Source organism: Kolteria novifilia, from assembly GCA_007748055.1.
Taxonomy (GTDB): domain Bacteria; phylum Planctomycetota; class Planctomycetia; order Kolteriales; family Kolteriaceae; genus Kolteria; species Kolteria novifilia.
The window spans coordinates 4,332,123-4,346,239 of the sequence record CP036279.1 but is presented as its reverse complement, the minus strand read 5'-3'; the positions used below and the strand labels follow the sequence as shown (position 1 = coordinate 4,346,239).

Genomic DNA, 14,117 nt, shown 5'->3' with positions numbered 1-14,117 from the left:
GACTCCCCTCTCCCGCTGGGAGAGGGGCTGGGGGTGAGGGGGTTCATGCTTTCACGATTTCGTGCCGATACCAACACGCCTTGCACCCTCGTCTCCCCGCGATCGACCCGCTTGCTTGCATCGAAGGGCCGCTCCGCGCGACTCCTGGTCGCGGGATGCCTGTTCTTCTGCCTCGCCGGGGCATCTTCCGCTGACGACCATCCCGTCGCCGCGTCCGACCTACCGCGCTTGAAGACCTCGCTGAAGGACTCCGACGCCGTCAAACGCCGGGAGGCCGCCGAGGCGCTCGCGACCCTCGCTCCTTCTGAAACCGACGCCGTCAAACTCCTCATCGGCGCGCTCGACGATCGCGATCAGCAGGTTCGCGACGCGGCGCTGCGCGGCTTGGCCACCGCCGGCCCCAAGGCGAAAGAAGCGATCGAGCGTCTCTCGAACATCCTCCCGTCTCGTAGTCAACAAGTGAGCTATCGTGCCGCCTACGCCCTTGGCAAGATCGGCCTCGCGGCACTTCCCGAGATGGTGAAACGTCTTGATGACAAGCGGTCGACCGTTCGGGAACGCGCCGCGCAAGCGATCGGCTGGATGGGCCCGTCGGCCGCCAGCGCCGCGCCCAAGTTGATCGAGAAGTTGGGCGATGCGGAGATGGCGTCCGCGTGTGCCGAAGCTCTAAGCCAGTTCGGCCCAAAGGTCGTTGGCGAACTTCGCAAGGGCCTTGGAGATTCCTCTCCCGCCCGGCGGGCCGGGGCAGCGCTCGCACTGGGTCGGATGGGACCTGAGGCCGCCAGCGCCGCGGAGGACTTGCGCAAGGCTCTTGGCGATGCCGATCCCGCGGTTCGGGCGGCGGTGCTGAACGCGCTGGCCGCCATCGGCGATCAACCGGAGAAGACGGCGCCGCGGGTTGCCGCGATGCTCGACGACAAGAGTGCCGAGGTTGGTGATGCCGCGATGGAGGCCCTGGTCTTGATGGGGCCGAACGCGAAGGGGAGCGTCGACGAACTTCGCAAGTTGCTTCGAAGCGATGCCGACGTCGCGGCGAAGATGCGGGCCGCGTACTGTCTCGGACGACTCGGGCCGCTCGCGGTCGCGTCGATCCCCGAGTTGATGGACCAGGTCGCCAAGGCGCCCGATGACCAGACGCGCGACGCGTACGCTCACGCCCTGGGCAAGCTTGGCCCCGAGGCGATCACCGCGATCCTCACCGGCTACAAGGACAACGCGATCGGCGGCGAAGTCCTCTCGGCGACGTTAGAACGCATGGGTCCGAGCTCCGCGTCGCGGCTTCTCAAGGCGCTCGAGGACGGCGATCCGCGAATTCGCTCGGCGGCGGCGGGCGCTCTCGGCGAGTTCGGTCCCGTCAACGCCACGATCGTTCCCGCGCTCGCGCGCAGCTTGGATGACAAGGATGTAGGCGTTCGGGTCGCCGCGGCCGGCGCGCTTGGGAAGATCGGTCCTCGGGCTCGTGGCGCGGCGGGTCGTCTCCACGATCACCTCGACGATCCCTCGGCCCCGGTCCGGGCGGCGGTTGTTGGTTCGCTCGCCCAACTCGGCATCGAACAATCCGAACTGGTCGCCATCGCGGTGACCGCGCTGAGCGATGCGGATGGCACCACCCGCGAAACGGCCCTTGAAGCTCTCACCCGACTCGGGCCCGCGGCTCGGCCCGCGCTCGACGATGTCCGCAAGCTCTTGCGCGAAGGCAACGACTCGACGCGTATCAAGGCGGCCGAGGTCCTAGTCGCGATGGGAGGGATTGCCTCGCCGGCGCTGCCTGAGGTTCGGCAGGCGCTCAAGGACAAGTCGCCGGACGTTCGTGCCCGCTCGGTGCAGGCGCTCGCGAAGTTCGGTGGGTCGGCCAAGCCCGCGTACGACGACTTGCTGCCGCTACAGCGCGACGACGACTCGGCCGTTCGTGCGGCTCTCGCGACGACGATCGTCCGCATCGGCGCCCCGCGCGACCGATCGGCCGCGGTCCTGATCCGGATGCTCGACGACGACGACCAGACGGTGCGAGTCGAGGCGATTCGGTCACTCCAGCGAGTGCTCGATCACTCGGGCAAGGCGGTTCCCAAGCTCGTGCGATTGATGGAGGGTGGCTACGAGCGTAGCCAGGCCCAACGGCTGCTGGGACGACTCAAGCGGGTCGACGAGGAGCACGTTCCCGAGCTGATGCGGCTATTGGATTCCGATTCGAAGAGAGTCCGCGAGGCGGCGGCCGACGCGTTGGGAAAAGTCGGTCCCAAGGCGAAGAAAGCGGTCCCCAAGCTCGAAAAGCTTCGCAAGGAGCGAGACAGAAAGGTCCGCGAAGCGGCCTCCGAGGCGATCAAGCGGATCAACAAGTAGCGTCAGTCTCCTCGGATTCACGCCATCTTCCCCAGGTGATCGCCCGCGGCGTTTTCTCGGCCACCTCGCTTCCCTATTCGCACCATTCCTCGCTGTGCGCCTTGTCCATCCTTGGTACGATGTCGGTTCGCTCGCATCGCCTCGCGAGTCCGCTCGACGCGTCGACCACTCTGTTGACCAACGAGATTTCTCGAGAACGATAGATGCTTCCGCTCTCCCGTGTCGTTTCGGCCGAGGGCGGGGCGGATGCGCTGGGCCGTTTTCTGGCCGAGCGCGACCGATGGAAAGGATGGACCCGCGAACGTGGAAGCCAATTCGGAGCCCTCGGAACACCGTCCCCATCTGGGGGTCGCCAGTCTGGTCCTCATCACCGTGGCGGCGATCGACAGCATTCGCAACCTCCCGGCGATCGCGGAGTATGGTCTCGCCGCCGTTACGTTCATCCTGGCGGGCGCCTTGTTCTTTTTGATTCCGACGGCGCTGGTGAGCGCGGAGTTGGCGTCGGGGTGGCCCCAACGTGGTGGCATCTACGTCTGGGTCCGCGAAGCGTTCGGGGAGCGGATGGGGTTCGTCGCCGCATGGCTACAGTGGGTCCACAACGTCCCCTGGTATCCCTCGGTGCTGACCTTCATGGCGGCCACGTTCGGTTACGTCGTCGGTCTCGATTTCGCGACGCGTCCGGGACTGACGGTGGCGTTCATCCTCGCGGTCTTGTGGAGCACGACGATCGCGAACCTCTTCGGCATGCGGATCAGTGGGCTGATCAGCAGTGTCGGCGCGATGGTGGGGACGATTCTACCCAGTCTCGTGATCGTCGGGCTCGGGGCCTACTGGGTCTTGCGGGGCGAGCCGCTCCAGATGAAACTCGGATTCGACGAACTGATTCCCGAGACGAACTTGGGCAATCTCGTCTTCTTCTCGACGGTGGCCCTCGGGATGGCGGGGATCGAACTCTCCGCCAACCACGCGCGCGAAGTGAAGCAGCCGCGGACGAGCTACCCGCGCGCGATCCTGGTGGCGACGCTGATCATCGGGCTCACGTACATCCTGATCGCGCTGGCGATCGCCTCGGTGGTGCCGAAGCAGAAACTGAGCATCGTTACCGGGTTGATGCAGGCGATCGAGTCGCTCTTGGGATCGGTCGAGGCGACGGCGTATGTCCCTTGGATCGCGGCGATGATCGTGGCGGGAACATTTGCTCTCTTTAGCACGCAGCTGTTTGGCCCGCTCAAGGCGATGATGGTCGTTTCCCACGATGGGAGCCTGCCCGCGTTCTTCGGCCGGGTGAACCGCCACGGGGCGCCGCGGAACCTGTTGTTGACCCAAGCGGTGCTCGCGTCGTTGATTTGTCTCGTGTTCGCCGTTCTACCCAATGAGAGTACCGTCTTTTTCGTGATGGGTGACTTGGCGGCGATGTTGTACTTGGTGATGTATCTGCTGATGTTCGCGTCGGTGGTTCGTCTGCGATGGAGCCGTCCCGACGTCGAGCGTCCGTACAAGATTCCGGGTGGGAGCGTGGGGCTCATCGCGATCACCGGGGCGGGGATGCTCTGTAGTTTCTTCGTGCTCGGGATCAGTCTCGTGCCCCCCGAGCAAATCGACGTCGGCAGCCACGCGATCTACGTCGGCATTCTGGTGGGGGGGCTGGTGGCGTTTCTGTTGCCGCCCTTCGTGATTTACGCGTTCACTGCCCGAAGTGGAGTTGGCCCCATCACGTCCATGGTCGAGACTAGTGACTGAAATTCGCCCGGATCAAGATCTCGTTGTGGCTTACCGGTCGGGCAGCGAGGAGGCGGCCGAGGCCCTCTTCGCACGCTACTACTGGCGGCTGCGCACCTTGGTTGGGCGTGAATTCGGCGCCAATCCGCACCGAATTGGGGGCGTTTCGGACGTGGTTCAGTCCGCATTGGGCGGTTTTTTCTCCAAAGCGCGCAAAAACGAGCTCGAAATCGACCCGGAACGGGGGCTGTGGCCCTACTTGGTGACGCTGACGCTGAACAAGGTTCGCGATCGGCTCCGCTACGCCCATCGCGATCGCCGCGATATTGACCGAGTGATCCCGATCGAACGCTGTCCAGACCCACTGGAATCGGACCCGGCCCCTGAGGACATCGCGGTCGCCTCGGAGATGGTCGAGCGTCTGCTCGAACCCTTCACGCCCCGTCGACGGGCGATCGTGCGCCATCTTCTGCTGGGGTATGGCGTCAAGGAGACCGCCCAAGCCGTAGGTGCTTCGGAGCGAACGGTTTACGCGACTCGACAGGCCGCGTGTCTCGTCTTGCGCGACCTGCTGCGCGATAAGTCTTGAGCACCGAGTTCGGCGACGGAAAGGTCCGTCGGGTCGGTCCGCTCGCCCTCGGTCAAGGCGGCGCGTTGACGGAAGGCAATTCTTCAATTTTGGGACAAATTTCGGTTCCGATTTAGCGGATCGATGTCGTTCTGCCGTATGGATGGACACGAAGTGACCCCTCGGTGGCTGCTGCGCCTCCACTGATTCAGTTCTCTTCTGCGATTCGGGGATGTTCCGGTCCCTGTTGGAGCGACGGTCTCGATTCCAACTGTCTTGGATGCTCCAAGTTTCTTTGGTGCGATCGTTCTGGTCGAAGCGCCTGGCGCCAAACGCGACGTATGCTTTGACTACCGCAGGAGGGAAGGGATTCATGGCGTTGGACACGTGCGCTCGTCTTGGGCGCTGACGTGAGACGTGCAGCGTTTCACGGCCAGTCGCGAGACGTGTGAAGGAAGATGACACGGTAGAAGGGGCCAATAGCTTGCGGACACAATTCGATCTACTTGCCGGGGACGGTGATTCGATTCCCAGGGGACGGGCTGCGTCCCCACTCCGGCAGCACCATTCCGCCTGTGTGGAACATCTCGAAAGCCGTACGGTGCCCGCCATCTGGGCGAGCGTCGCCGACGGCGTGTTGACCATCGACGCGACCGGTGATTCGACCGTCAGCGTCGAATCGGAGGAAGGGCAACTCCTCGTCAACGGCGCCGCCATTTCGCAAGAGCCGATCGAAACCAGCTCGATTACCCAAATCATCGTTCGTGGCAGCGGCGGTAGCGATCGCTTCGACCTCAGCGGCGTCACCACCGACGAATTCGCGAACGTCTCGGACGTCGTGATCCGCACCGGCGGCGGCAGTAACACCGTCATCGGCAGCGCCTTCGACGATCACATCTTCGGCGGCTCGGGGGACGACGTACTCCTGGGAGGGGATGGCGACGACACCCTCCTCGGTGACGGCGGCCAAGACGTCCTCGAGGGAGGAGCCGGGGCGGACGTTCTCGACGGCGGCGATGGAGACGACCAACTTCACGGCCAGGACGACGACGACTATCTCAGCGGCGGCAACGCCCAGGACTTTCTGGACGGGGGCCGCGGTCACGACACCTTGATCGCCGGCGATGGCGATGATGTCGCTCATGGCCGCGAGGGTCACGACGTCATCGACGGTGGCGATGGACAAGACACGATCGAGGGAGGCTCCGGTCGAGACACGATCGAGGGCGGCTCGGGAGACGACCGACTTCTCGGTCAGGACGACGACGACCACCTCGACGGCGGCGTCAACAACGACTTCCTCGACGGCGGCGAAGGGGGCGACACGCTCGTCGCCGGGGATGGGGACGATGTGGTCCTCGGCATGGCCGGAAGCGATTCGATCGTCGGTGGCAACGGTCACGACGTCCTCGAAGGGGGCGACGACGACGACGTCATCGAAGGAGGGACGGGCGATGACCGCATGTTGGGTGACGGCGGTGACGACTTCATCCAAGGCGATCAAGGCAACGACTTCGCCGACGGGGGCGAGGGGCACGACACCCTTCTCGGAGGCGAGGGACGCGACACCCTACTAGGTCGGGAGGGGAACGACTCCATCGATGGTGGGGCGGGTGACGACAACCTCGAGGGGGGAGAAGGCGACGACACCGTCGACGGCGGCACGGGCAATGACGTCGTCGTCGGGCAGGGGGGCAACGACCAACTCTTCGGCAACGATGGCAGCGATGTGGTCACCGGAGACGATGGTGATGACTTTGTCAACGGCGGCGAAGGCAACGATGTCGTTTCGGGAGGCTTTGGAGACGACACGCTCGTGGGCGGCGGCGGTGACGACGTGATCGCCGACCTCGATGGCGACGTCGAGCCGGATGCCCCGGTGGACACAATTCCGGAGCCCGACCCTGATCCGGAACCCGACCCTGATCCCGATCCGGTCGACGATCCGACCGATCCCGCCGACGAGACCGATCCGGAGGAGGTCGCCGACCCGATCGAGGATGTCATCGATCCGGTCGACGATCCCGACCAAGAGACTCCCACCGACGACGCGCCGGTTGCGGAAGATCCCACCGATCCGGCCGACGAACCGGCGACCGACGGCGACGCCGGGGGCGGTGCGGGCGACGATGCCGATCGCGGCGACGCGCCATCCAACGGCGACGCGACTCCCGACGTCGCCCTGGACGTTGACCCGACGCCGCCGGTCCAGGATTCGACCGACGACCTTGGGGCGCCCATCGTCGTTTCCCCTCCGCCGATATCAGCCGACCCGACGACTCCTTCCACCTCCGATGGTTCCTCCGCGGCGGATGCGCCGGGCAACGGGGCGTCGAGTTCCCCAGCCGCGATCAACGAGGGCGTGAGCACCTCGGGAGCGACCAACGACGGTGGCCTCGGATTCTTCGACACCTCCACGCGCGACCGCTCCTTCTCGTTCGGCAACGAACTCGAGACGCTCGCGATCGGCGCCTCGGAGGCTGGTGAGTTGACCGTCACATTCGCTTCCTCGATCGACCTCTCGGATGCCGAGTCCGGCGGCGAGCGTCACCTGACCGAGGACGAGATCGTCGACGCGGTGGAGGAGACGCTCGAAGACTTTCTCGACGACGCCCCCGGCTCGGTCGACCTCGACTTGTACACCGAGGGGGAAGGGGATGAGGACGTTTCGGCGTACCTCTCCGAGGAGACGGTCGACTTCGAGTTGCCCGACGACCCGACGTTCGGAGAGTTGGACTTGCCGGCGCTCGGCGAATCGGATGCTGATGACCCGCTCGGCGAGACCTCGTTCGACGAGGGAGTCGAGCCGCTGCGCGATGCCATGGTGGAGCTACTCTCGTTCCTGGCCCAGCCCACGTCGAGCGTGACGATCGCCACCAGCCTCCTTTCGGAGGCGGAAGAGCTCGCGGACCTTCTCGAGGGATTCCCCGAAGCGCTCGCCGATCTCTCCAGCGACGCCGCCCAGAACCTGTTGAAGGCGATCGCATTCCTTGGCGGCGAGGAGTCGCCGGGCGACGCGGCCAACCTCGACGACGCCACCGAACCGATCGCCCATCAACAGGCTTCCGCAACCTTGCTGCTAGCGGCAATCCAGGAGCAGCGAGTCTCCAGCGATCCGGCCGTAACGCTTCGTTCCTCGGACGTCGATCTCCTTCTCGACGACTGGTTTCACGCGGAACATGAAGGTTCGCAGCGACTTATTCCCATGGAACTAGATGTGTTGGCGGAACTCGCCGGCGAGTCCAGGACCTTGGGAAGTCGCCACGATTCGGACCGTCAGGAGGACCGCGACATCTTCGGATACGCCGAGGGAGTGACCGCCAGCATCGGCGCCGGACTCGCGTTCGCGTCGCTGAGCTACGGTCGACGTCACTCCCAGGAAGAGCGATCTCGTCGCTCGTCGAGATCCGATGAGGTGAAGCGACCCGATGGAGAGTCAGTCTGATGCGCGACAACGAAGGTCATCCCAAATCGGCGCGGTGGCAAGCGATAGCCGCTTGCGTCGACGACTACGAGCAACATCGCGGCGCTTCGCCGAGAGACCTTCGTCCGATCGCGGAACAGGCGGGCGTCGACCATCGGCTGGCCGCTCTGGAGGAGTTGATCCGCGTCGATCTCGAGTTTCGCGTCAACCAAAGCGAGGAGGTCCGGCTCGAGGACTATTTCGAGACCTACCCCGAACTGGCTAAGGGGAGCCTGACGCTCGAGGACTTGCGCAAGGTCGTCCAAACGACGTTGGAACGTCGTGACGGTTTGGCCCATCGGGCGTTGGAGGCGTCGAACGCTTCCGGAACCGACGGGGAGAGTGCCGAGATCGCCAACGGTGATCGCTATCGGATTCTGCGGGAGCTTGGGGCCGGTGGCATGGGAACGGTCTACCTCGCGGAGGACCGGCGCCTGGGCCGCAAGGTGGCGCTGAAGATCCCGAACATTCCCGACCACGACGGCGAGGAGATGGAGGAGCGGTTCCACCGCGAAGCGCGTGCGGCCGCCCTGTTGCGGCACCCCAACATCTGCCCCGTGCACGATGTCGGTGTCCTCAACGAGATTCCCTATCTCACGATGGCCTACATCGAAGGGCGACCCCTTTCGGAGATCTGTGCCCAAGGGGAGCGGATGCCCGCCGAGTTGGCGGCACGACTGGTGCGTTCGGTGGCGTTGGCGCTCCACGATGCTCACGAGCAGGGCATCATTCATCGCGACCTCAAGCCGGCCAATATCATGGTCGACTCGCGAGGAGAGCCGATCGTCACCGACTTCGGCTTGGCGAGTCTCGTCGATCAGGACGACCAACGTCTCACCCGATTCGGCGCCGCGGTGGGGACTCCCGCCTACATGCCGCCGGAGCATTGGGACGGCAGCCTCCGTTCAAGTGACCGCCGTAGCGACATCTTCAGCCTCGGCGTCATCATGTACGAGCTGCTCTCCGGGCACTTGCCCTTCCAAGGGACAGTTCCTGACGTCATCGACCAGCTACGAATCAAGGAGCCATCCTTTTCTCGCTCGGCCAAAAGGTCGATCGATCCACGCTTGGCGACGATCGCGCTGCGAGCGATGGCGCGGCGACCCGAGGACCGTTACGAGACGGCGGCCGATCTCGCGCTTGCGCTGAAACGCTACCTCGATTCGAAGGAACGTTCGCGCTGGATGAGGCTTCCGAGTCGTCCGGTCGGCATCGCGGTGACCGGAGTCGCGGCCCTCTTGCTCGTGGCGTTGACGTTCGCGGCGAGCAACGGCTTTGGAGCCCGCGCGACGCGTCTCCCGACGTCACCGGGCTTGGCGCCGGTGGAGATGCTGGGCAGCGCCGAGGAGATCGATCTGACGGTCGATGTGCAGCGGGCCGACTGGAAGCAGGACTTCTTCAGGCTCCATTCTCGTTCGGAGAGCGTGCGGATCGGTGACCTGGTTCGCATCACGGTCGACCTCGACGAAGCCTCGTACCTGTACCTCTATTGGTACGACGCCGACGCTCGTCCCCACCGGCTCTGGCCCCCCTCGGACAACATCACGCACCAGTCACCCGTCCGCCATCACACCAGTCCGCCGACGTTGCCCGAGTCGGAGCTTCAGCCTTGGCACGAAGTGGGTTCGAGCCCCGGAACCGAGATGATTCTCGCTTTGGCGAGTGATCGACCGCTTGACGAGGGGGCGTTGGCCCTCTTCGAGGAGCGCCGACCGAAGTTGCTGAGGGACGCCGACAAACGGGCCGGGACGCCCGAACATCCCGTCGCCGTCAGTTCTCAGCGCGTCGTGCGGGAGACCGAGCGAGCGCCGGTCGGCGTGGTCGCTTCCCGTTTGGGTGGTCGCCGGGTGCTCGATGAAGACTTCGAGTCCGTCCTACGCAAGCAATTCTCTTCCTATTCCGGAATCGTGTTCCCCTTCCAAGATGTTGTTTCGGGGGACTGAATCTCGTGATGTCGCACAGCGGTGGGTCGAAGACTGCCAGCCGTCGGGGGATCGGAGCGTGCCTTGTCGGCCTGATCCTGCTTGTCTCCGGCAGCGCCGAGGCGGGACCGGGAACGTCGTGGCGCGACGTGATGGCCCGATCGGTCGCCTTCGAGGAGTCTGGTCATCACCGCGAGGCGATCGAGTCGTTCGAGGAACTTCTGCGCCTGATCGACGAAGGTCGCGCGCCCGCGGGACGAAATCTTCCCTACTCGCTGCGGGCGCTGGCGCGTCTGCACCGGCGGCTTGGCCGGACTTCCGAGGAAATCGCCGTCCGCGAACGCTACGATCGCTACCTGAGCGCGGCGGGCGATGTCGTCGAGCGACGTGTCAATCAGGTGGCACTTGGCAAGGCCTTCATGGCTCGCGCGGAGTTCGCGAAGGCACGCGCGATCCTCAGGGGAGTGCTCGAATCCAAGGATTCGCCAAGGTGGAACCCGCTCCGGCGCATTGAGGGACTGCTCGCGGTCGCCGAGTGCGAGTCACATCGTGCGAACGGGGATGGTGCCGACACCGACGCCGCGAGCGCCGCGTATCGCGAGGCCCATTCCCTCGCGGAACAGTTGTTCGCCAAGGCGGGTGGTTCGCTGTCACTGCGTGAACGCCAGGAGTGCCGGACGGGTCAGGCCCGGGCACTGATCGGTTTGGGTAGAGAGGACGAGGCGGCCGATCTCTACCGAACGATCGCGGCTGACTACCGCGACGCGAAACTGTCAGGGCGGGCTCGCGCGACGCTGGTGGCGCTCTTCGAACTCCAGATGGAAAGGCAACGTCACGAGGAGGCGGAGAAGACGCTGCGCGAGGCGATGACGACCGGCGCTTATCGCGGTGCCAGGGGACAGCTCGCGGCGGCCCATCTGGAACTCAAGCTCGCCTCGCTCTATCGTGAGACGTCGCGACTCGATCAAGCTGGCCAAGCCCGAGAACGCGCCGCCAAGCGATTGCGACATGTCGTGGACCATCCCGAGAATGCCTCGGGGGGGGAACGCGACCGAGCCTTTCAAGCACTCCGCCAACTCTATCTCCAGGAACGCCAGTATTCCGAGGCCGCTCAACTGCTCGAAGCTCGACTCGACGAGGGGATGGCCGACGAGTCCGAACGGCTCGCGCTTCACCGTTCGCTCGCGGCTCTTTGCGGGCGTCTCCAACGCTACGAGGATGCCGCATCGCATCTGCGGAAGGCTCTTTCGCTCGTGCCCAACGGGGCGACGACCGAGCGACTCGGCATCCTTGGCCGTTTGGCGGTCATCGAACAGTCACGAGGTGATGTCGAGGAAGCCGAACGACTGGTGTCGAAGGTCGTCGAGCTTGCCGAAGAGGGCATGGGCGTCTCGGATCTCGATCGGGCTGAGACGTTTCATGGGCTCGCGAACCTCGCGGCCGGACGTGGAGCCTACCTCGAGGCGATTCCGCTCTACCGACGCGCGATCGCTTCGAGCATCGCCGCGGGCGAGGCCGGACTCGATCAACAGGCGGCGTCGCAGCGCGATGTTGGCCGGGCCTTTCGGGCCCAAGGTCGGTACGAGAAGGCTCACCAGCACCTTTCGAAGTCTTTCGCGCTGACCAAGGAACGATATGGGGCCGATTCGCCGAAACTCATCCCCAGCCTCACCGCGCTGGCGTCTCTGCACGTCTCGCGAGGGGAACTCTCGGAAGCTTGGACGACGGCCCGCGCCGCGGCGGCATTGCTGGAACGAGCCGGTGCCGACGATGCGTCGGAAGTTGCCGCGCTCAACGACTTGTCGGCGACTATTTGCCGACGCTGCGGCGATACCGATCGCGCCGAGGAACACTGGGAGGCTGCTCGAACGGCCCTGGCCGACGATCGGCCTTCGGCACTCTATCGTCGAACGCTCAACAACCTCGCCCGCTTGGCCGCCGACCGCGGCGACGTGGAGCGTTCCGAGAGCCTTTATCGCGAGGCGCTCGATCTGCACACGGCGATGGCGGGCGCCTATCCGGCGCTCGGGTTCATCAGCGGTTCGGGGCTTGCCGAATCCCTCCGGCGTCAGGGGCGTCGCGACGAGGCCCGGCGGATGCTCGAAGAGGCGGTCTCGCTCTTGGAGCAGCCTCGCGCTCACGTGACGGGAGGTCGCATCGGGCAAGTCAACTTCCTCGCCCCGTGCGCCTCGGCCTTCGATATGTTGGTCGATCTGCATCTGGAGGAAGGGAACATCGCCTCGGCGTTTCACTACGCCGAACGGGCACGCAACCGAACGTACCTCGATCAGCTCGACTTGGCAGGAGTGGACGCGGACGGTTCGTCGGATGCCGCGCTCGAACGACTTCTCGAGCGAGAGGAGATGCTTCGTCAGCGCGTTCATCGCATTCGTGGCGAGGTAGGCGACTTGGTCTCCCTGGAGGCGCTGGATGAGGAGGTCGAACGGGCTCGCGAGGATCTCGCGGCCGCCGAACGGGCCTTCGCGGATGCTCGCAAGGACGTGGTCGACGCCCGCCGACGCGAGAAGGCCGAACAGTCCTCTCTCCCGGGAAGTGCGCCGACCGAAGAGCTGCCGCGATTGCGAAGTATCGACAACGGCTCGGTCGTGCTCTTTTATCACTTGGGTGGCGAACGCAGTCATCTGCTCGTCTGGGGGGCAGGACTGGCGAGCCCCAAGTCCTACGACCTTTCGCTCTCCCACGAGCAGGCCGAACGGCTCAACGAGTTGCTCTCGCACTCGCGGCGACCGCGAACGAAGAACCCAAACCAGACCCGGGCGCCGGTGGGGACGGTCCTTTCCAAGCCGGGCGACTTGATCACGGCGGTGCCGGGACATCCCCTGGTCACCGAGGGCCCGCTCACGCGTCAAGAGGCGGCGGTGCTCGTGACCGGCTACCTGGCGGCACTCCTGGAGCATCGACAAGGGACCCGAGCTCCTGTCGATGTCGCTTGGGCGCCGATGGGGGTGCCCAGAAAGGAGCGGCTCGCGGTTGTCACCGAGATCCTCTTGCCGGAGGAGGCTCGACGTGAAGTCGAACGTCTCTCCCCCAAACGATTGACAGTCGTTCCCGATGGGGCGCTACACCAACTCCCATTTGAAGCATTGATGATCAAGGAGGGCGATTCGCCGGAGTATCTACTCCATCGGTGGCCTCCGATCCACTACGCTCCCTCGGCGGCGATCCTGGCGAAGCTCGAAGAACGAGCGACGACGATCGTTCGCAACCCGTCGGTTCTTTCGGTGGGGAACCCAACCTACACGAGCAAGCCCGTCGACTTGGCGGACGCAACGACCACGGTGCCGCTGATTCGCGATGCCTACCTGGAGCTAGGCGGAGTGCTGCCGGCCCTTCCCGCGAGTGCCGAGGAGTGCCGCCGGGTTGCCCGGGCTTTTCCCGCCGATTCGGTCCGAAGACTCGAGGGGGATCAAGCGACCGAAGGCAATGTCGTCGCCGCGCTCGAGGGGAAACACTACGTCCATGTCGCCGCCCACGGTCTCGTCGACGAACGGCACGAGAACCTCTTTGGGGCCCTGGCGCTAACGCCTCCGAGCGAGGGGCAGCGGTCGCCGGATGACGACGGTTTTCTCTCGCTGCACGAGATTCACCAACTCCCGCTGAGCGCGTGCGAGCTGGCGGTGCTGTCGGCTTGCCGCACCAACGCGGGGCCCGAACGACCTCTGGAGGCGGGATCGAGTTTGGCGAGAGCCTTCCTCGCCGCGGGAGCCCGACGCGTCATCGCCAGTCACTGGAACGTCGCGGACGAGTCGTCGGCGGCGCTGGTAGGCGCCTTCTTCGAAGAACTGGCGCGAGCTCACGCCGAAGGCGGCACCGTCGACTATGCCGAGGCATTGCATCAAGCCCGCCGGAAGATCAGCCGCGACCCGAGGTGGTCCGATCCCTTCCATTGGGCTCCCTTTGTCCTGGTCGGGCCCGCGACGGCTCGCCCCGAGCCCGCATCGCGCTAAGGTCCTTCGCCACGACCTGCACACCGTCTGAACTCCCCCGCACCACTGTTCAGACCGTCGCCACGGGAGCACGCACATTCCGCGGACGCCGTTTTTCAAGACACCAACGCTGGCAGTGGAATGCCGCAAGAATGGTG

The 14,117-nt window shown here is 65.1% G+C and carries 6 protein-coding genes; all 6 read left to right on the top strand.

Annotation, left to right across the window (positions count from 1 at the left end):
* Nucleotides 1-45: 45 nt before the first annotated feature.
* The 6 genes from Pan216_RS15890 (at nt 46) to Pan216_RS15865 (ending at nt 13,980) form a co-directional block, all read left to right on the top strand.
* On the top strand, nt 46-2,340 hold the full coding sequence (locus tag Pan216_RS15890; protein ID WP_145259246.1) for a HEAT repeat domain-containing protein: 2,295 nt from the start codon (nt 46-48) through the stop codon (nt 2,338-2,340).
* 303 nt (nt 2,341-2,643) lie between these two features.
* Nucleotides 2,644-4,080 (top strand): APC family permease, encoded by a 1,437-nt coding sequence (locus Pan216_RS15885; protein WP_419192594.1) that lies wholly within the window; start codon nt 2,644-2,646, stop codon nt 4,078-4,080.
* 25 nt (nt 4,081-4,105) lie between these two features.
* Nucleotides 4,106-4,648 (top strand): RNA polymerase sigma factor, encoded by a 543-nt coding sequence (locus tag Pan216_RS15880; RefSeq protein ID WP_419192593.1) that lies wholly within the window; start codon nt 4,106-4,108, stop codon nt 4,646-4,648.
* Nucleotides 4,649-5,228: 580 nt separating this feature from the next.
* Nucleotides 5,229-8,072, top strand: a complete 2,844-nt coding sequence (locus Pan216_RS15875; RefSeq protein ID WP_419192592.1) for a calcium-binding protein — start codon at nt 5,229-5,231, stop codon at nt 8,070-8,072.
* Nucleotides 8,072-10,033: a serine/threonine protein kinase gene (locus Pan216_RS15870; protein WP_145259238.1), complete on the top strand. Its 1,962-nt coding sequence runs from the start codon at nt 8,072-8,074 to the stop codon at nt 10,031-10,033. The genes Pan216_RS15875 and Pan216_RS15870 overlap by 1 nt, the downstream gene beginning before the upstream one ends.
* Before the next feature lie 8 nt (nt 10,034-10,041).
* Nucleotides 10,042-13,980, top strand: coding sequence for a CHAT domain-containing protein (locus Pan216_RS15865; RefSeq protein ID WP_419193684.1), 3,939 nt, complete (start codon nt 10,042-10,044; stop codon nt 13,978-13,980).
* The last annotated feature ends 137 nt before the right edge of the window (nt 13,981-14,117 follow it).

Excerpts from the sequence above, each read along its gene's own strand:
- Pan216_RS15890 (WP_145259246.1), top strand. The coding sequence starts at position 46 with ATGCTTTCACGATTTCGTGCCGATACCAACACGCCTTGCACCCTCGTC.
- Pan216_RS15865 (WP_419193684.1), top strand. The coding sequence starts at position 10,042 with ATGTCGCACAGCGGTGGGTCGAAGACTGCCAGCCGTCGGGGGATCGGA.
- Pan216_RS15870 (WP_145259238.1), top strand. The coding sequence starts at position 8,072 with ATGCGCGACAACGAAGGTCATCCCAAATCGGCGCGGTGGCAAGCGATA.